Source organism: Methanoregula sp., from assembly GCF_023227875.1.
GTDB lineage: Archaea > Halobacteriota > Methanomicrobia > Methanomicrobiales > Methanospirillaceae > Methanoregula.
The window spans coordinates 140,463-157,718 of sequence record NZ_JALOCH010000005.1 but is presented as its reverse complement, the minus strand read 5'-3'; the positions used below and the strand labels follow the sequence as shown (position 1 = coordinate 157,718).

18 protein-coding genes are annotated in these 17,256 nt (G+C 53.5%); 2 read left to right on the top strand and 16 right to left on the bottom strand.

Annotation, left to right across the window (positions count from 1 at the left end; all coding sequences use genetic code 11):
• Positions 1-88: 88 nt before the first annotated feature.
• The gene (locus tag M0R30_RS07080; protein ID WP_292545244.1) at positions 89-1,354 is read right to left on the bottom strand and encodes a nicotinate phosphoribosyltransferase; all 1,266 of its coding nucleotides are present in this window, start codon (positions 1,352-1,354) and stop codon (positions 89-91) included.
• Positions 1,355-1,601: 247 nt separating this feature from the next.
• Here M0R30_RS07080 and M0R30_RS07075 point away from each other — a divergent pair, with 247 nt between their 5' ends.
• On the top strand, positions 1,602-1,787 hold the full coding sequence (locus M0R30_RS07075) for a hypothetical protein (RefSeq protein WP_292545242.1): 186 nt from the start codon (positions 1,602-1,604) through the stop codon (positions 1,785-1,787).
• Between the two features lie 26 nt (positions 1,788-1,813).
• Here the strand turns inward: M0R30_RS07075 and M0R30_RS07070 are convergent, their stop codons facing one another.
• The gene (locus M0R30_RS07070) at positions 1,814-2,317 is read right to left on the bottom strand and encodes a hypothetical protein (protein WP_292545239.1); all 504 of its coding nucleotides are present in this window, start codon (positions 2,315-2,317) and stop codon (positions 1,814-1,816) included.
• A 106-nt stretch (positions 2,318-2,423) separates the two neighbouring features.
• Positions 2,424-4,022 carry a DEAD/DEAH box helicase gene (locus M0R30_RS07065; protein WP_292545237.1) on the bottom strand — a complete coding sequence of 533 codons (1,599 nt, stop codon included), beginning with the start codon at positions 4,020-4,022 and terminating at the stop codon, positions 2,424-2,426.
• 125 nt (positions 4,023-4,147) lie between these two features.
• Here M0R30_RS07065 and M0R30_RS07060 point away from each other — a divergent pair, with 125 nt between their 5' ends.
• Positions 4,148-4,723: a flavodoxin family protein gene (locus M0R30_RS07060; RefSeq protein WP_292545234.1), complete on the top strand. Its 576-nt coding sequence runs from the start codon at positions 4,148-4,150 to the stop codon at positions 4,721-4,723.
• 362 nt (positions 4,724-5,085) lie between these two features.
• On the opposite strand, the gene M0R30_RS07055 is transcribed toward M0R30_RS07060, so the two are convergent.
• The 13 genes from M0R30_RS07055 to M0R30_RS06995 form a co-directional block, all read right to left on the bottom strand.
• Positions 5,086-5,553 (bottom strand): hypothetical protein, encoded by a 468-nt coding sequence (locus M0R30_RS07055; RefSeq protein WP_292545231.1) that lies wholly within the window; start codon positions 5,551-5,553, stop codon positions 5,086-5,088.
• The gene (locus tag M0R30_RS07050; protein WP_292545228.1) at positions 5,543-5,707 is read right to left on the bottom strand and encodes a hypothetical protein; all 165 of its coding nucleotides are present in this window, start codon (positions 5,705-5,707) and stop codon (positions 5,543-5,545) included. The genes M0R30_RS07055 and M0R30_RS07050 overlap by 11 nt, the downstream gene beginning before the upstream one ends.
• A gap of 476 nt (positions 5,708-6,183) precedes the next feature.
• The gene (locus M0R30_RS07045) at positions 6,184-6,687 is read right to left on the bottom strand and encodes a hypothetical protein (RefSeq protein WP_292545226.1); all 504 of its coding nucleotides are present in this window, start codon (positions 6,685-6,687) and stop codon (positions 6,184-6,186) included.
• A gap of 486 nt (positions 6,688-7,173) precedes the next feature.
• Positions 7,174-7,386: a hypothetical protein gene (locus tag M0R30_RS07040; protein ID WP_292545223.1), complete on the bottom strand. Its 213-nt coding sequence runs from the start codon at positions 7,384-7,386 to the stop codon at positions 7,174-7,176.
• Between the two features lie 391 nt (positions 7,387-7,777).
• Positions 7,778-9,289 carry a class I SAM-dependent DNA methyltransferase gene (locus M0R30_RS07035; RefSeq protein WP_292545220.1) on the bottom strand — a complete coding sequence of 504 codons (1,512 nt, stop codon included), beginning with the start codon at positions 9,287-9,289 and terminating at the stop codon, positions 7,778-7,780.
• A 33-nt stretch (positions 9,290-9,322) separates the two neighbouring features.
• The gene (locus M0R30_RS07030; protein ID WP_292545217.1) at positions 9,323-9,505 is read right to left on the bottom strand and encodes a hypothetical protein; all 183 of its coding nucleotides are present in this window, start codon (positions 9,503-9,505) and stop codon (positions 9,323-9,325) included.
• Positions 9,506-9,616: 111 nt separating this feature from the next.
• Positions 9,617-10,003: a winged helix-turn-helix domain-containing protein gene (locus M0R30_RS07025; RefSeq protein ID WP_292545214.1), complete on the bottom strand. Its 387-nt coding sequence runs from the start codon at positions 10,001-10,003 to the stop codon at positions 9,617-9,619.
• Between the two features lie 189 nt (positions 10,004-10,192).
• Positions 10,193-10,492, bottom strand: a complete 300-nt coding sequence (locus M0R30_RS07020) for a hypothetical protein (RefSeq protein ID WP_292545212.1) — start codon at positions 10,490-10,492, stop codon at positions 10,193-10,195.
• A 411-nt stretch (positions 10,493-10,903) separates the two neighbouring features.
• Positions 10,904-11,194 carry a hypothetical protein gene (locus tag M0R30_RS07015; RefSeq protein ID WP_292545209.1) on the bottom strand — a complete coding sequence of 97 codons (291 nt, stop codon included), beginning with the start codon at positions 11,192-11,194 and terminating at the stop codon, positions 10,904-10,906.
• 377 nt (positions 11,195-11,571) lie between these two features.
• A complete protein-coding gene (locus M0R30_RS07010) occupies positions 11,572-11,955 on the bottom strand; it encodes a hypothetical protein (protein ID WP_292545206.1) in 384 nt (127 codons plus the stop codon).
• A 19-nt stretch (positions 11,956-11,974) separates the two neighbouring features.
• Positions 11,975-13,195, bottom strand: a complete 1,221-nt coding sequence (locus M0R30_RS07005; protein ID WP_292545203.1) for a restriction endonuclease subunit S — start codon at positions 13,193-13,195, stop codon at positions 11,975-11,977.
• Positions 13,196-16,030, bottom strand: coding sequence for a DEAD/DEAH box helicase family protein (locus M0R30_RS07000; RefSeq protein WP_292545200.1), 2,835 nt, complete (start codon positions 16,028-16,030; stop codon positions 13,196-13,198). It lies immediately after the preceding gene.
• Between the two features lie 479 nt (positions 16,031-16,509).
• Positions 16,510-17,250: an MBL fold metallo-hydrolase gene (locus M0R30_RS06995; RefSeq protein ID WP_292545197.1), complete on the bottom strand. Its 741-nt coding sequence runs from the start codon at positions 17,248-17,250 to the stop codon at positions 16,510-16,512.
• Between the last annotated feature and the right edge of the window lie 6 nt (positions 17,251-17,256).

Genomic DNA, 17,256 nt, shown 5'->3' with positions numbered 1-17,256 from the left:
ATATCTCCATGAACATATGACAGGAGAGTATATTCCTTTTTGGTGAACCGATCAAATATCGTGCTTTCTGCCTGAGAAGAAAACCCGCTCACGGCAGCACGTTCACGCCGTACTCCTGCTTTGCGAGTGTCCTGAACGGTCCCGGTAATGTCGTGAGTTCATGTGCGCAGTGCTTCCGGATATCTTCCACCGATGGCAGCGGCCTTGTGAGTTTCCCGTCCCGGAGATACGGTTCAACAAGGCCGTCATCCTCACATCCCGCCATGCGGATCACCTCATCGTGGTCCATGATGCCGTCCCGGTAATGCCTTACGACCTGGCGCCGGTACGGGAAGGTGGTCTTGCCGGGGCTCGTCTTGTATCGCGGGGTCCCTTCATACTCCACCAGTTTGTACACCATATCGAGATACGGCGCGTCAGACGAGGTGATGAAATGCGTTCCCACACCGAACGAGTCGATCGGGACGCCCCCTGCCAGCCACCGGTCAATGGAATACTCGTCCACATTGTTGCTCACGAAAATTTTGATGTGGGAGAGCCCGGCACGGTCAAACATACTCCTCACCTGCGTTGCGAGGGCTCCAATGTCCCCGCTGTCGATCCGTATCCCGATAGCCGGAACCCCGTCACGTGCAAGTCGGATCACGGTTTCGGCGCAGGCAAGCGTGTCGTATGTGTCGATGAGGTAGAGGCCCCGTTCGGGAAAGGAAGACTGGTATGCCCGGAACGCGGCATCTTCCGTATCAAAGAGCATGACATAGGAGTGTGCCATGGTCCCGACAACCGGGATACCGTACCGCTTCCCGGCCTCGAGGTCCGACGTCCCGGCAAACCCGGCGATATAGGCGGCCCGGGCCGCCGCGATGCCCGCAGCCGGGGTATGGGAACGCCGGAAGCCAAACTCCACGATGCTCCGTCCCCGGCTTACGGATACGATCCGGGCCGCTTTCGAGGCAGCAACGGTCTCGAAATGGATACAGTTGAGTGCCAGGGTCTCAAGGATCTGGACGTCGGGGAGCGGGCCCTCTACCTGGACAAGGGGTTCATTCTGGAATACGATGCTGCCTTCCGGTATCGCGGAGAGGGTCCCGGAAAACCGGTAGTCCCGGAGCCAGGAGAGGAAGTCATCGCTGAACATCTGAAGGCTTTTCAGGTACACGATATCCTCACCGCTGAACCGGAACTGCTCCAGCTGGCCGATCAGGGTCTCAAGGCCACCGGCAACAAGAAAATTGCGTTTTACGGGAAGCGTCCGTGGGAAGATGGAGAAGACAGCGGATCCGGTCTTGTTGTGCTCGAGATAACTCTGGGCCATCGTGAGCTCGTACAGGTCAGTGAGAAGTGCAGTACCCATGAGTGATTCCTTTTCCCTTGTCTGAAGATCATCCGGTTCCCGGCTGATACCGGGGTCCCGGACCCGTACTTATCCTGTTCTTTCGCACAGGAGAAAAATGAATGGATAACGTGATACCCGCGGACAGGGGACTTAAACGCAGTCTTCCCCGGTGACTGGTGAAGGGAGATCGGTGAGGGCCGGTGAGAATGCAAGCGCTTAATAGTCCCTAAACATACCATCCATTACAGAGAAACGGGAGCAGGTCATGGAAGCGATTTTAAAGGTGATGAGTTGTCTGATCGCGCTTTTTGTCATTGTCAACGGGATCTGGATCGTGATGACCCCGCCATTCGGTGACGAGCCACAGGGATACGCAATCATCGCCGTCGGGCTGTTCATCCCGGTTATTACCCTCGCTGTTGCACAGCTGGAACACCGGCCTGGCTACTGATGCCCGGGCAGGATTTAAAAAGGGAATTAATTGTACGACCGGAACGGCACGTACGCATCGTAGATCTTCACTTTATCCCCGTTGGGGGTAACAACCCATACCTCAGCCCGGTCGGTATTCTTCGTGGTACCGTCAAGCACCACGGATGAGCCGATATGCAGCGGTTGGACCATCCGGTCTTCCTCAACAACACCGTCTGATCGTGTGATCCTGACATCGATCTCCGGGATGACGTTCATACCCTTGCCGCCACGGAGCGTGGTGGTGATCTGCGGGTTGATGGCCTCGCCATTGCTCTCAACCTGGACCTCGATACTCCAGATGTCCTGGAGGGCCTGGGTGGGACCCGGGGTGAGGGAATCGGCAACGGTGGTGGGGACACTGGTCGGTTCTTCTGTTGCAGGGGCCGTTTCAACAACAATCGGTGCCGGGGTTGCGGCAGGGGTTGCTGTCGGCTGGGTGCACCCTGCAACCAGCGCGAGCATGAGGCAGAACCCGAGTGCCAGGGTGATACCAAAAATCTTTTTCATACCGGATGGATTTCCCGTGAAGGGTATTTGAGTGTTTGGTCGCACCCCTCACATCCAGCCGGATTTTTAGTACATCAAAAATACCAAAAAAAAACCTTTCAGGAGGTTACGCCCGTTTGCCGGATGCCGGTTCGATGCCGGTTGGCTGGTTACGGATCGTCCGTTCTTTCATGATCGTGTAGACATCCTGGGCGTGCTCTTTTGGTATCTCGACAAATGAGTATGAGTCAAGGATCCGGATCGCACCGATCGCTTTCCCCGGGATCCCGGTCTCACCGGCAATCGCGCCGACAATGTCCTTTGGGGCGACCTTGTGCTGCCGGCCAACGCCAAGGAAGAACCGGACCATCCCGACTTCCGCACCGGTCTCGCCGAAGTCAACGACCCCAGTTTTCTCTGCCACCGGCTCGTTGCCCATGTCCATCTGCATCTTTAAGAGGGCAGCGGCGATATCGATCGTGCTGTGGTCCCCTTCGGTCTCGTCCTCGACAATCCGCACGAACTGTTCAAGGCCGCCGGCCTGGATCGTCTCGCGTACCCGTTCGAGCACGCCGCGGACCTTGGACTGGGCGACATCGCTCTGTGACGGCACCGGCATGCGGGCGATCTGGACCTTTGCAAAGTGCATGATCTCCCGGAGCTTGCTGACGTCTTTCGGGGTGACAAACGTGACTGCCTTGCCGCTCTTCCCGGCCCTGCCGGTCCGGCCGATACGGTGGATGTAATACTCCACATCCTGCGGTACATCATAATTGATCACGATGTCCACATCATCGACATCGATACCGCGTGCCGCGACATCGGTCGCGATCAGGATATCGATGATGCCCTTTCGGAAGCCTCCCATGACCCGGTCGCGCTGGGACTGTTTCATGTCCCCGTGCAGCTCGTCAGCCCGGTACCCCCGTGCGCGGACTTTTCCGGAGAGCTCTTCCGCGCGGCGCTTGGTATTGCAGAAGATAATTGCAAGGTGCGGGTCCATCATGTCGATGAGACGGCAGAGCACATCGAGTTTCTCGCGCTCTTTCACTTCAATGTATAACTGTTCGGTCTGCGGCACGGTCAGTTCCGCGTACTCGACCCGTACGAACTCCGGCTTGGTCTGGAACTTCTTGGAGATCTCGAGGATCGGCTTTGGCATGGTGGCAGAGAAGAGCAGGGTCTGCCGGTTCTGCGGGACTTTCCGCAGGATCAGTTCGATATCGTCGCGGAACCCCATGTCGAGCATCTGGTCGGCCTCGTCCAGCACGACGGTCGTAACCTCATCGAGCCGGAGCGTGCGGCGGTCAAGGTGGTCCATGATACGCCCGGGTGTGCCGATGACGATATGGACGCCGGCCTGCAGTGCGCGGAGCTGGCGTTCGATAGGCTGGCCGCCGTAGACCGGCAACACGGTGATGCGGGGGAGGTGGGCGAGGAGGTTTGAGAACTCCTCGGCGATCTGGATGGCGAGTTCGCGGGTCGGGCAGAGCACAAGGGTCTGTACCACCCGTCGCGATGGGTCGATCTTCTCGATAATGGGGATGCCGAATGCAGCGGTCTTGCCGGTACCGGTCTGCGCCTGCGCAGTCACGTCACGGCCGGCCTGGATGAGGGGGATAGCGAGTGCCTGGATGGGTGAGGGCTCTTCAAAGCCCATATCTTCTATTGCTTTCCCGATCTCCCGTGATAGGTGCAGATCGGAAAACTGTATACGTGTATTCATATCGCAACACCATTTGGTGGCAGGGGTCTTAAGATGGCGCACTGAGGACGGTCCCGCAGTGCCCTGACCGTTACAGGGAGAATTTTTTATCATGGCCGCGCGAGGATAGTAATCAGGTGACTGGTATGAAAGTTGTCGCATTCAATGGCAGTGCACGGAAAGACGGCAACACGGCGATTCTCGTCAATGCCGTGTTTAAGGAACTGAAGAAGGAAGGGATCAAGACGGAACTCGTCCAGCTCTCCGGCAAGAAGATCCGGGGCTGCATCGCGTGCGGGAAGTGCTTCGAGAAGAAAGACGGGCTGTGCGCGATCAAGGGCGACATCATCAACGAGTGCATCGAAAAGATGATGGAAGCGGACGGGATCATCCTTGCGTCGCCCACATACTTCGCCGATGTCTCGACCGAGATGAAGGCCCTGATCGACCGGACCGGCTATGTCGCAAAAGCGAACGACGACATGTTCCGGCGCAAGGTCGGGGCAGCGGTCGTGGCGGTCCGCAGGGGCGGTGCAATCCACGCGTTCGACACGATGAACCATTTCTTCTTCATCAGCCAGATGGTGGTGCCCGGGTCATCCTACTGGAACGTGGGACTCGGTCACGCGGCAGGAGATGTGAAGGAGGATGAGGAAGGGATTGCCACGATGAAGACGCTCGGCGCCAACATGGCGTGGGTGATGAAGAAACTTAACAAGTAATTGTTCAGGAGAACCGGGCATGAACTGATTGGATTCGGTCCGGAACGAGAAAAACTTAAAAAACCTGAAAATATGTGAGGGCTCCCCGCCTCAGGGCCTCTCCGAGGCACGGCGGGGCAAGGTGGTTTCAGTATTTAGTCACTGAACCGCCGCGGGGGCGCCCCGTCGGGGGCGGCGGCGTCCATCGCAAAGGGGGGTATGAGGGTCAAGGACCCCACGCATCATCCCCCCGTGAGGATACCTACGATCTGTTGTGCCGTTACCGGGTCCGCTACCTGTGTGGGATCACCTTCAGCATTCTCTAACATCGCTTCCTCCCGCCGTGATCGTAACAGCGAAGAATCCTCCGGGTTCTTCTCGTCTCATAGCTCCTCCGGAGCTATCGAGAGTTCAAAGACCGGGCTCGTGTATCCTCTGTTCTCCGGGCTGAAGTCCCGGGCCAGGCCCCTCTGGCCGGTTTTCCGGCGGGCCGTCCGGATCCGGACCGTGTGGATACCCGGGGACCGGGGGTAAACGCGGCGGCCGTCAATGTCGCGCATCTCACGGTAGGGCGGGACCTCGAACCAGTCCGGCCAGAAGCGGACGCCCCGCGGGATGTCCGTTCCCCGCATCAGGTCCGGAAGGCGCAGCGGCGACATGTTGTCATAGATCACATCGATGATCAGGTCCGCGTCCTCCTGCTCCGGGCGCAGTTCCAGCTCGTAGAAGATCGGGTTGCGCCGGATCTCATCGAGGGTGAGCGGGGTATCCCTTGAAATCGGTTCAAGGCCGCTGAATGTCCCGCGGTACAGGCCGGTCACAGTTGCGACCGGTCCGGTCTCATCCCCCATGGTGCGCCTCCCGGTAGTGGTCGTGCTCGTCCCGGAGTCGTTTGAATTCCTCGACGATCTCGTCGTACCTGCCGGTCTTCTGGTATATTGCGAAGAACAGGGGGTAGATTGGAAGGACGGCCCCAAGCAGCAGTCCTATGATTTCCGTTTCCATGATGGTACCTCCTGAAAAATCCCGGAAGAGGAGGTCTGACGCTCCTGGGGGTGCTTCATCCTGAACGGATGAAGCAGCGGGAGTTTTTAGAAACTCCCGCTTGTTGAGGGTCATCAGACCCGAGACAGGAGAAGAAACCGCAGAGTTCTTCTCGTCCTCCTGGTTCGAAGATTTTCCTGTGGAAAATCTTCTCTTCCTCAAGGTTCTCACGAACCTTTCGGATTCAGATGAACCAGTCGGACCCCGCCGCGTGGGCATTCCCCGGTTACGATGACGCCGTATTACCTGTACACAAAAAATCAGAGATTTCCTGTGCTGGTAATACAGAGCCATCCTAGGCACCCCCGCCCCCATTGGGGGCAGGGGTTTCGAAGAACTCTGACGAGTTCTTCTCGTCCTCAAGGTTCTGACAAACCTTTCGGAGGCGCAAGGGGGATGATCGGATCTTCTTCCGGTTTTTCCGGTTCCAGGCTCCTTCAGGCCAGAGCCGCCACCGTGTCGGCCCAGGTCTCCACCCGGCTCCGGATCGCTTCGTCCGAGAACGAGGTGAGGGTCACCTGCTCCCTGCTGAAATTGAGGTAGTAGTCCTCGCCGTTTGTGTCGTGGCACTTCAGGGTCGAGGTGTACTTCTCATTCTCGAAGTCCCGGTACGGTGTCCCGCCGAGTGCTGTGGCGATCGCCGCATCGGCCAGGATATGGTTCGCCACGCTGGTGAAAGCGGGGATGGTCAAGGCCCTGACCGTGACGATGCCCACGGTCTTTGCATCGGCATCCTGATAGACGATCTTCGCCGTGTAACCCTGCCGGGTCCGTTCGACCGGAGGGTGGTTCACTCCCGCGAATGGGTAGCCCACGCACTGGAAGGGGTTGTTCGTGATGACGCCCTGGACGATGGTGTCGAAGGCAGTCACGTCTGCGAGCGGGGCCGCGAGCTTGCGGATCGCGCTCTTCGTAGTTGTGTTGGGGGTAAAGTCTGCCATGTTTTCGTTTCTCCTGAGATCCTCCGGATCTCGTTCTCTCGTCCTCGGGCGCCCTTGGACATCTGACTGGTTCGAAAGAACCAGGAAGACAAGAAGAATCCCCAAGGATTCTTCGCCTTCGAAGGTCGGCTTGCGCCTCCCTTCTCATGTCTTCGGAGTTCGAAGATTTCCCTGCGGAAAATCTTCTCTTCCTCAAGGTTCTGATAAACCTCTCGGATTCTGCCGAACTCCTCGGACATACCAATGTAGAACCTGATAGACTATGGGCTTTGATTATGAAATGTTCCCGGGGCAAAACGGGGGAATTTGCGCGTTTTTCAAGGCAATCCGGTAGTAATCCTCAGGAATTTGCAAGGAACAAAAATGTACCTGAAAATAATTGATCGCCGTGACGTTCTTTAATCGGACTCAGTTAAAATCCCGGTCCTGTCATGAAAAAACGGATCCTGTTGGCAAATTGTATTTCACGAAGGCAAAAAAGAGAAATTATTCTTTTGTATCCGGATGTTGTTTCGTATCTCCCTTGAATTCCTTTCTGACTGGCCGCGTCCTGATACTCACATTATAGAAATGCCGGTGTGTCGTTTTGATGATGACCTGCTCTATAGTATCTCCATGCTTCCTGATCCCCCGTGCGACAATATGAGGCACAAGATAGAGAGGAATATCATATTCGATCTCCGCAGGCCGCCGAGGCATCAGACACCTCTTTTCTCTTTATGTGCCCCGATTCGCCGGTCAGGTTGATCGATCCGTCCCGCAATATACAGGGAGTACCCGGGCCCTGAGATCTCTACCTGTATTAGTGTACAGTCTTCGCGTGGCATTTTTGATTATTTTTAGGTATAATAAAAAATGTATAATAGTTAATTGGTGGGTGCGGGTTTTTTGGGAGTTATCTATAGTTGTATGGGTAAATCGGGGCGATTATTGGGGCCGGATTGGTGTAACCGGGAGGTTATAGGATTGAACCGCGGGGGGAATTGGAAGGGGTTTATTCAATCATAATCCAATTCGATATGTTATATGCGCTATCGTCCTGTCGGGAGTCTTGGGACGATAGTGTATTCTCTGTTTTAAAAAAGTTCAATTAATGATCTTTCAGCAATGATTTAAGATCCTTGAGACCGTTCTGAATCTCCTTTTCCAGCGTCTCAATTTTCTGGATAATCACTTCCGGCTTTTCGTACTGTACTTCTTCGTACTCGATCTCCTTGTAGCGCGAGATGGAGAGATCAAATCCATTTTCTTTGATCTCGCTGATCGGTACAAAGAAACATTTTCCTTTCCGGTCCGTGGGATTCTCTTTCTTCCGGATACGGTAGTGCTGGATGATATCCGGGATATCTCCTTTGCCATCGATGAACGTCCGCTTATCGTCCAGCGAGTACCCGTCCGCGTCCATGTCATAGAACCAGACCTTCCCGGTCGATCCTCCCTTGGTGAAGATGATAACGGCTGTTGAGACACCGGCATACGGTTTGAAGATACCGGAGGGCATGGAGACGATGCCTTCGAGCTGGCACTGTTCAAGCAGGATCTGCCGGAGTTTTTTGTGGGCATTTGAGCTGCCGAACAACACACCGTCCGGCACGATGACTGCGCACTTCCCGCCAATCTGGAGGAGGTGCATCATCCGCTCGACAAAGAGGAGTTCGGTTTTCGTTGTCTGGAGGGTGAGGGCATCGTTGATGTCGCTCTTGTCGATGCTCCCCTTGAACGGTGGGTTTGCGAGAACAACGGTATACTGATCGTTTTCCGTGAAACTTTTGGAGAGCGTGTCCCGCTGGGCAACCAGGGGCGCCTTGATCCCGTGGAGCACCATGTTCATGAGCGAGATCCGGACCATCGTGTTATCGAAATCGTACCCGTAGAACGTCTCCTTCCAGAGCTTGTCCCAGTGTTTCGGGTTTGTGATCTTGTCTCCGAGGATATTATGATACTCTCCGTCGGCATCCACTTCAACTTTGTCCGAGCTTGTGTACTTTTTGAGGATATGCTCGTAGGAATTGACAAGGAACCCGGCCGTACCGCAGGCAGGGTCGCAGATCCGGTCGTTGATGTCCGGGTCCACGAGCTCGACCATCATCCGGATGATGTGCCGGGGCGTGCGGAACTGGCCGTTTTTGCCGGCGGTCGAGAGCTGGGAGAGGAGGTACTCGTAGATGTCGCCCTGGGTGTCCCGGTTCTGGGCGGATATTTTCATCTCATCGATGATGGTGACGGCTTCCTGCAACAACGAAGGTTTGGGGATCAGGAAGACGGCATCTTTCATGTGCCGGGCAAAGAGTGTTTTCTCACCGTTATGGATGTTCTTGATGAACGGGAATGCTTCGTCCCGGACATGGACGAGCATCTTATCCGCAGAGTAATGTTTCCAGTGTGACCAACGGCAGTCGGCTTGCCCTTCATAGATGGAAGTGTACGGGAGTCCTTTTGCCTTTGCCCGTTTCTCCTCGAACGTGTCCATCTCTTCGAGCCGGTTCATGAAGATGAGATAGGACATCTGCTCGATGGACTGCAGCGGGTTGCTCATGCCTCCGCTCCAGAACTTGTCCCAGAGGGAATCGATCTTGGATTTGAGTTCGGGGGCGAGACGCATGGATCTTCGATCCAGATACGAGTTATGAGAAAATCAAGGAAGCGGTTTTGAAAGGATTCGTATTCCTTCTTTCTCAAAATCTTCCCGGGTCATCACTCTTCCCAGCGCCAGAAGGACGTTATGGCATTTCTGGTTGTTCACAATCATCCGGCGTTGATCAGGGTTCATCATGAGTTCAGGTAAATCAATATCCCAGATATTTACAAATAATCCCAAGCCTCGTCCTCCTCGGGTTTCAGCCACTCCCTTGCAAGGGATCGCTCACTTAACAGAGCAGTAGCCGGAATCTTCCGTTCTTCCGTTGGCGAATCTGCTTTCATCTCCGTATCACTGACCGTATCGTTCTGGAAGGTTCCGGGACCGCTCGGCAACACCGGAAGCAATTTCTCCGGAGGTGTCGTGGCGGAACACGACCTTTTTTATGGATTGTTTCGGTGTGCTTGATACGGATGCCCGAACACTTTTCTCGTACTTGTCTTCAAACTCACGGATTTTTTCTTCACCGACAATTGATTCTACCAGGGAATTGTGGAAATCTTCGATGCGTTGCACCAAAGAAGAATTTTCATTGATGGAATAATACCAGGTTCTTCCTTCTTTTCTGATAGTGATCATTCCCCGTTCTGAGAATTTTTTTAAGGCCCTCGAAATTGACTGGCGGGTGAATTTTACTTCCTCCTCCAAATCGGTCATAACAAATTCAATTCCATACATTGGCAGTAAAAACTGTAAGAGCCGTGTCTCACAGGAATCGCCTAATAAACCCTCAAACGGTTTCCTCATTAGAACCCCATGGCATTAGTGATGCTCGTTCAATGTCCCGGCATCCAGGAAATTTCGTTCATGATGTTGGTATCCCAAATATAAAAGTGTTGTTAGAAAAAATTAACAGCATGAGTACTTTCAATCAAGATGATGTGTTGTGGATCTTCCGGGAGGTGTCACATTTTTCCCATGAGATTTCAAGACCACATACGCCTTACCGATAGTACTAATATAGAATTTTGGATCCTGCTTCCTGACTGCAGTAATATATGCCTTGTTTTGTAAATGGGATAATGCTGTGTCAATATCATCGTCAAATTTATTTCGTAAAATTTTTTTGAGTTTTTTACTATGATAGGAAGCGGCAGAATTGAAGCAGGTATTTCTGTAGAGGATATAGAGTATCTGAAGTTCCATGTCGGATAAATCACATGGCATACCCCTTAGTAGGACTCCCGGACATATAAAGACAATTTTTTATATAATGTATAAAAATTTTTGAGATTTATTTTCTGATTCTCAACAGGGTATCCTTTCACTGCCCCCAACTCCCCTGCAAACGCCTTCGAAAAACGCTGATGCGTTCGGTCGAAGACCTGATGGTCTTCTCCTGTCTCAAGTCAGATGACTTTCGACATTCTCAAGCATTCCCTTTCGATAGCTCTCCAGAGAATGCACGCTGCATCAGCCTTCGAAGATGACTGCGTCATCTTCTCATCTACGTCTTTGCCCCGATGGTCAAAGACATAAGACCTGCGCACAACCCCTCGATCTCCTTACCCGATGCCACCTGCTACTCACGAATCCGCTCCACATCCTCCACGACACGGGCGAACAACAATATAAACATTATTCGAGAACAAGTGGATGTCCTTCGATGACATGTTCAATTACTCCAAGCGGAGAGATTCCTTGATACTTACTGACATCCACTATTTTCCCAGTTTCCCTCTCAATTTTTTTTATTGATTTGAGATACAATGAAAAAATTGCTGTATTGTTCATTTTATCAAAATAATTCCATTCTAAAAATTCCTTGTCGGTCGTTAATCCTCCTCCAAGAGTCATTTTATGGAGATCGTTCACAGGAGGTATTTCCCAAGTCACTACGGGCATAAGACCGATCTTACCTTTTTTCAATGGAGTCGGATAGATAATTACTTTGTTGATATTCCACAGATTTGTCGGGATTTGAAAATTATAAGGTGATTAGGTAAAGTCCACCACTAACCCATGGTTAGTATTGAGCCAATTCAGGATTTTTTTTGAGATTTGCGCTCCGGAGAACACAAAAAATGCAGCCCCCCTCTTGCGCCGCCAGTCCCCCGAGGGGGGACGGGGCGCATTGCGATGCCTCGGTATTACCTCTATCGGGGGCACACACAGGTTGTGGTAATACGGCACTATCGCAACCGGGGGATGCCCGAGCGGCGGGGGCGGAGGCTTGCCGGAGCCCCCAAGAGCGGTAATAAAATTTTTGTTTCAGGTTTATCGAACTTTTGGTGGATGTTACACAATCACCAATTATAATTAAAAGTCACACCCAACCAGTTCTGATTTGATGCTAATTGATATGCTTCAATAACCGCCTTTCCAAATACTATTTGCTCGGTCCATTTTACTTCTCCACGTGATATTGCTCCTCGAAGGGGGAGTTTTGTTCTTAATCCTTCTTCAAGTAGTATTTTGGAAAATTTTATTAGTTTTTCTAGCCCCTGAAAAGTTTCATCTGTGGTAGCAACAATCGTATCTGAAATGAGTTTCACGTTGCAAATTTCACATTTTAATGAGGTTGACTCAACTAAATCTATCCATTGCTTTATCCTAGTCTCTTGATCCGATAATGGCAAATTGCGCACAATATTTTGAAATCCTGCAAGATCTCCGACAAAACAAAGCATCCTTATCCCCCCACTCTGATTACCCCACCAGCTCCCCGGCAAACGCCCTCGCCATCAGCCCCTCGCACAATCCCTCGATCTCCTTACCCGATGCCACCTGCTGCTCACGAATCCGCTCCACACGCTCAACGACACGGGCGAACTGCTGCTGGAGGGCAAGTGGGGGAACGATAACATCCAATTTCGAGAGTATTTTAAGATTGATATTTCGTTGTGCTGTTTCAGGAGCCAGATTCCATAAATGTTCTTTGTAAAATCTTAACATCATTTCAAAAAATTCAACGGTTCCTTTGCGAGTATCTGGGCTAATACCAACAACACTATCCGGGAAGCAACTATCAAAATCCAAAATTGCCGTATCTCCAATATTCGCCGCGATAGAAATTACAATAGTCCCCTTTGGAAACATCTTGCTAATTGAGAGCCCTTCTTCGTTGAGAGTTTGAGTGTATTTTTTTAATTTTCCTTGACAATTTGCAACATCACCCGTTTGAATGAAAGGATAGTTTCCACCATAAAAACGAGGCTCATTTCTGGGACGATACGTAAATTTTCCTCGTTGTACCCTGCAACAATTCCCTAATTTGGATTGTTCCCACCCGCTCTCATTCCTCACCGGATCCCCGAACATCTCAAGGAACACGCTCTGCAACAACGCCCCCGTCAATGCGTCCGCCTCGTGCCTTCGCCGCTTCACCGCCTCTGCTTGTTCGAGAACGGCAACGATCTGGCGCTGGATTCGGAGCGGGGGAAGGGGAATTTCAACTTCGTACAGTCGTTCAAGGCTTACGCTTGCCTGATTGATGTGTTCCTGACAAATATTTTCAAAATAGTGTTTGCCCCAACGACTGTGCAGATACCGAGCTAAAAATTGTGGATCCAGTCGAGATCGATTAATGACCCGAATAATTGTCATATGATTTGAGAGAACGCAATGTTCAAGTTCGCCATCCCACGCCGCAGTTTTTCCAACTAATTCGGCACTGTTTGTATTATTGAAAATCACATCGTTTTGTTGAAGGCAATAATTGGAGACATCTCTGTCCGTTTCAATAAATTTCAAGACATCTAAAACAATTCGACCCGATTGACTTACATTCATTGGCCGTAATTGAGGAATGCCGCGACCTTCCTGATTATTTACCCCGCAGGCAAACCCATTCTGAAAAGTGATCTCACCTTTTTTTTCTAGACTACCGAGAGTCACTGATTCCCACCCCTCCGGCAGTTCTCTCTCCATTTAAGCCACCCCGGCAGAAAGTTCCCGCTCAATCCGGGAACAGATCCCTTCAAACGTCTTCAGTTCATCCGTAGAGAACATCGGCTCCGGCGCATTCCCTAATGTAATAAACGGCGGCTCCCAGAAGTCGGTGTACGTGATGTGCTTCTTCTGGCTAAAGACCGACTCGACCATGCGGATAAAGTTGAGCTGGTCGGCCGAATAGTGTTTGTTGTTCTCGATCATGTACGTGCGGAACGCATCCCTGATCCGGTCCGCCGGGTTGGGCTCGCCGTACATCCCGAGCACGCGCTTGATGAACGAGACGAGAATGCTCTCCGTGCTCGTGACTGCCTTGCCCAGCTCCGCGCTGTTCTTCGCAAGGTCGGGGCCGAAGATCGTGGCTTCGAGCTGGCGGATGTCGGCCTCGGAGAGGACTTCGTCGCGGGCGATCTTCTGGATCACCGGGCTGTCCGCCGCGAGCTGTTTGATCCGCTCCTCGACCCGCTCCCGGTACTTCGTGATGTAGGTCTGCTCCTTCTCGCCCAGCATCTGGATCAGTTCCCGCATCTCGATCCGGTCGCCCATGTCGATGACGATCGTCTGCTGCGGCTCCCGGCTCATCATTGGCATCAGCGGCGCAAGCTCGGCAAGCATCCGTTCCGCCGATTCGTACGACACGGACTGCCAGAATGCATTTGTTTTTACTTCGCGGATGAATGCCTCGCGCTCCTTCACCTTGTCGAGCGTCAGCGGGAGGCACTCGACCATGCCGCTGATCAACAGTTTCTGCCGCTCGATCTCGCCGAGATTGGCACGGAGGATCGCGTGCTTGAGCTGCTCGCAGCGCAAGGTGAAGATCGCGGTGTTCAGGTTCACATCCTTTTGGTACCGCATCAGGGGCATAATCTTCTGGGTCAGGAACTGGACCGGGTCAACGGCCACGTTATCCCAGAGCTGCGGGTCGAGCGCTTTTCTGATCTCTTCCTTGTTGTCGCGTACGCTCACGGAGTCCGGGGGAAGCGAGCGGATATCGGAAAGGATCTGGTCCTTCACCAGCGCCGCCCGCACCTCATCGCCCCGCTCCTTCAGGAACGCGAGCTGCCTGACCCGGGAGAGGAAGATCCGGTTCGTGATCGCATCCGGTGATTCGTTCTTCACCCCGTCCGGGTTCATCTGCCAGTACTCAAAGTTGTTCCAGAAGTCAAAGACCTGGAAATACTCCTTCTTCCCCTCCGGCAGCCACGCGGGATGAACGCAGGCGCTGTTGGCCCGGGTCCCCCGGCCGAGCATCTGCCAGAACTTGATCTTCGAGAAGACCGGCTTTGCAAAGACAAGGTTGCAGACCTCCGGCACATCGATGCCGGTATCCAGCATGTCCACCGAGATCGCAACCCGGGGCATCGACTCGTTCCCGAACATCTTGAGCTGGATACTGGCACGCGAATCCTCTGACACGATCGTCCGGGCCAGCGTACCCTTGTATTCCGGGTAGAGCGTATCGAACGCCTCCTGGAGCCGGTACGCGTGTTTCTTCGAGATCGCAAAGATGATCGACTTCGCGGGGAGCGTCCCGGTCTGGTCCACCAGGGCGTGCTCCATGAATTCGCGGACGATCGCCTCCGATGTCCCTTTCACCGCGACCTTCTTTTCGAGTTCCGTGCCCTCAAAATCGATCTCATCCGGATCGATCCCCTGCTCCAGCAGTTTCGCCCGCTCGCCCTCCGTCAGGTCCTGCCGCCGCACCCCCGCGATCTGGAAATGCGTCTGGGCGCCAAGGATGCTCTTCCGGAAGTCCACCAGCACCCCGTCCCTCACCGCATCATCGTACGAGTATAACGCGGTGGGCGATCCGTCATGACATTCGAAGAACCGGAGCGTGTCCCGGTCAATGATATCCGATGGCGTAGCCGTCAGACCGATCTGGATCGCGTCGAAGTACGTGAACACATCCTTCCACTTGTTGTAGATCGAGCGGTGGGCCTCATCCGATATGATCAGGTCGAACTCACCCGGGGAGAGCTTGAACTGCCCGTCCTTGTCCTTGTCAAGGTAAATTTCCTGGAAGGTCTGGATCGTGGACACGTACAAGCGTTTGCTGGTGTCGTACTTCCCGGCAAAGATCGTGTCCTTCCCCTCCTCCGGGAAGAACTGCTTGAATCCCTTGTCCATCGCCTGGTCCCGCAGGGCACGGCGATCGGCAAGGAAGAGCACTTTCTGCACAAGGCCCTTCTCCATCAGGATCTTAATGATCGCCATTGCCACCCGGGTCTTCCCGGTACCCGTAGCCATGACAATGAGCCCTTTCCGGTGCCCCTTCTGGAGGTGTTCCACTACACGCTTGACGCACTCGATCCCTTTTGCCCGGTCGACTATGGAGGTATCGACTTCGACCGGCACCGATGCATCCTGCGTCTTCTGGAACCGGAGCCGTTCCAGATCGCCCCGTGCATAAAATCCTTTCACTTCACGCGGGCTGTACCGCTCCCGGTCCCAGAAAATAATCCGGTACCCGTTCGTGTAAAAGATGAACACGTCCCGGCCGGTCTGGCGTTTGATGTCATCCGCATACATCGCAGCCTGCTGCTGCCCGAGTTCCGGATCCTTCGATGTCCGTTTCGCTTCAACAATGGCGAGAGGGGCCCCGGCGCTGTCAAGGAGCAGGTAATCGGCGTACTTACTTTCAAGATCGTTCTTCAGGGTCTCAGAAACAGTCTTGTAACTCTTCGCAACAAAGTCAGACTGTTTGGTATCGACTTCAGTCTGGACACGGGATCGATCCGATACATCCCATCCCTGTTCTTTCAACAGGACATCGATCATCTCCAGCCGCGTCCGGAATTCGTTGCGATCCAAGATTGTACCTCAATATATTGTACGTATGATATCCATTCGGGATGATGTATCATCAAGGTTACTGGTTTTAAAAAAAGCATATGATTATGTCAGACCCCACCCCCCCTCAGCAAAAACTTTCGCTGACCCCTACTCCCCGCCAAAATTTTCCCGTCCCGCCCGCTCAGCCAAAACCGTTCCGGAATAATGAATCGCATGTGCAAACCCGTTTAACTTTTTTCAATCGCGATCACGATCGCGTTTGAAAAAATAAAACGCGATCACAACCGCGATCGAAATCCGCAAAAATCTCCACACGAAACAAAGGTCAGTCAGACGTGAACCCGGTCCGGCCGAAGCGACGTATCGCGCCTGGAATTTTTCAATCGCGATCGCAACCGCGTTTGAAAAAAAAAATTCGCGATCAGGATCGCGTTAGCAAAAAGTTAACCGGATCTGAAATTTTACAGGAATTTACCGGTCCCGGGTGCATCGCGCGCTCATACTTCAATCGTCATATCATCCATCGCCGCAACCAGCCCCGGCCATTCCCGTGCAAACTGCACGGAAAGCGCCTTTCGCTCCTCCAGGGTGCGGTACTCCGCCCCGAAGTGCGTGAGGGCGAGCCGGCGAGCGTGCGCCTGCCGGGCGATTGAGATTGCCATCTCCGGGTTCAGGTGCGGCCAGTCCGGGCTCGTGACCCCGGGTTTCAGGCCGCATTCGGTGATCAGCAGGTCGGCACCGCGTGCCAGGGTGACCGCATTATCGCAGGGCCCGGTGTCCGTGCAGTAGGCGATGATCTTCCCATCGAGTTCCAGCCGGTACCCGAAGCAGGGGACCGGGTGGACGAGCGGGAGGCAGGTGACGGTGAAGGGCAGGTGATGCGTTCCTTCCCCGAGTTCGTGCACGCTGTTTTTGAACGGGAGCATGGCGAACGGTACCGTATAGGGCTCTGCGACAAAGGTCGCAAGACTGCTCTTCGTCCCTTCCTGCGTGAAGACCTTCAGTTCCTGCCTGAACCGGTATTTGCAGAGCGTGTGCAACCCGGCGATGTGGTCGATGTGCATGTGGCTCAGGAACAGGTACACCGGCTTGTCCTGCCCGATGTACCGGTCGACCTTGGCAATGCCGTTACCGGCGTCGAGGATGATGTCGTACTCCTCCGACTCGATCAGGACCGAGACCGTGTTGCCGGCCGGGGTGTCGAACCAGCCGTTGGTCCCGAGGAATGTCACCTTCATGGTAAG

Excerpts from the sequence above, each read along its gene's own strand:
- M0R30_RS07080 (WP_292545244.1), bottom strand. The coding sequence starts at position 1,354 with ATGGGTACTGCACTTCTCACTGACCTGTACGAGCTCACGATGGCCCAG.
- M0R30_RS07075 (WP_292545242.1), top strand. The coding sequence starts at position 1,602 with ATGGAAGCGATTTTAAAGGTGATGAGTTGTCTGATCGCGCTTTTTGTC.
- M0R30_RS07070 (WP_292545239.1), bottom strand. The coding sequence starts at position 2,317 with ATGAAAAAGATTTTTGGTATCACCCTGGCACTCGGGTTCTGCCTCATG.
- M0R30_RS07065 (WP_292545237.1), bottom strand. The coding sequence starts at position 4,022 with ATGAATACACGTATACAGTTTTCCGATCTGCACCTATCACGGGAGATC.
- M0R30_RS07060 (WP_292545234.1), top strand. The coding sequence starts at position 4,148 with ATGAAAGTTGTCGCATTCAATGGCAGTGCACGGAAAGACGGCAACACG.
- M0R30_RS07055 (WP_292545231.1), bottom strand. The coding sequence starts at position 5,553 with ATGGGGGATGAGACCGGACCGGTCGCAACTGTGACCGGCCTGTACCGC.
- M0R30_RS07050 (WP_292545228.1), bottom strand. The coding sequence starts at position 5,707 with ATGGAAACGGAAATCATAGGACTGCTGCTTGGGGCCGTCCTTCCAATC.
- M0R30_RS07045 (WP_292545226.1), bottom strand. The coding sequence starts at position 6,687 with ATGGCAGACTTTACCCCCAACACAACTACGAAGAGCGCGATCCGCAAG.
- M0R30_RS07040 (WP_292545223.1), bottom strand. The coding sequence starts at position 7,386 with ATGCCTCGGCGGCCTGCGGAGATCGAATATGATATTCCTCTCTATCTT.
- M0R30_RS07035 (WP_292545220.1), bottom strand. The coding sequence starts at position 9,289 with ATGCGTCTCGCCCCCGAACTCAAATCCAAGATCGATTCCCTCTGGGAC.
- M0R30_RS07025 (WP_292545214.1), bottom strand. The coding sequence starts at position 10,003 with ATGTATGGAATTGAATTTGTTATGACCGATTTGGAGGAGGAAGTAAAA.
- M0R30_RS07020 (WP_292545212.1), bottom strand. The coding sequence starts at position 10,492 with ATGCCATGTGATTTATCCGACATGGAACTTCAGATACTCTATATCCTC.
- M0R30_RS07010 (WP_292545206.1), bottom strand. The coding sequence starts at position 11,955 with ATGCTTTGTTTTGTCGGAGATCTTGCAGGATTTCAAAATATTGTGCGC.
- M0R30_RS07005 (WP_292545203.1), bottom strand. The coding sequence starts at position 13,195 with ATGGAGAGAGAACTGCCGGAGGGGTGGGAATCAGTGACTCTCGGTAGT.
- M0R30_RS06995 (WP_292545197.1), bottom strand. The coding sequence starts at position 17,250 with ATGAAGGTGACATTCCTCGGGACCAACGGCTGGTTCGACACCCCGGCC.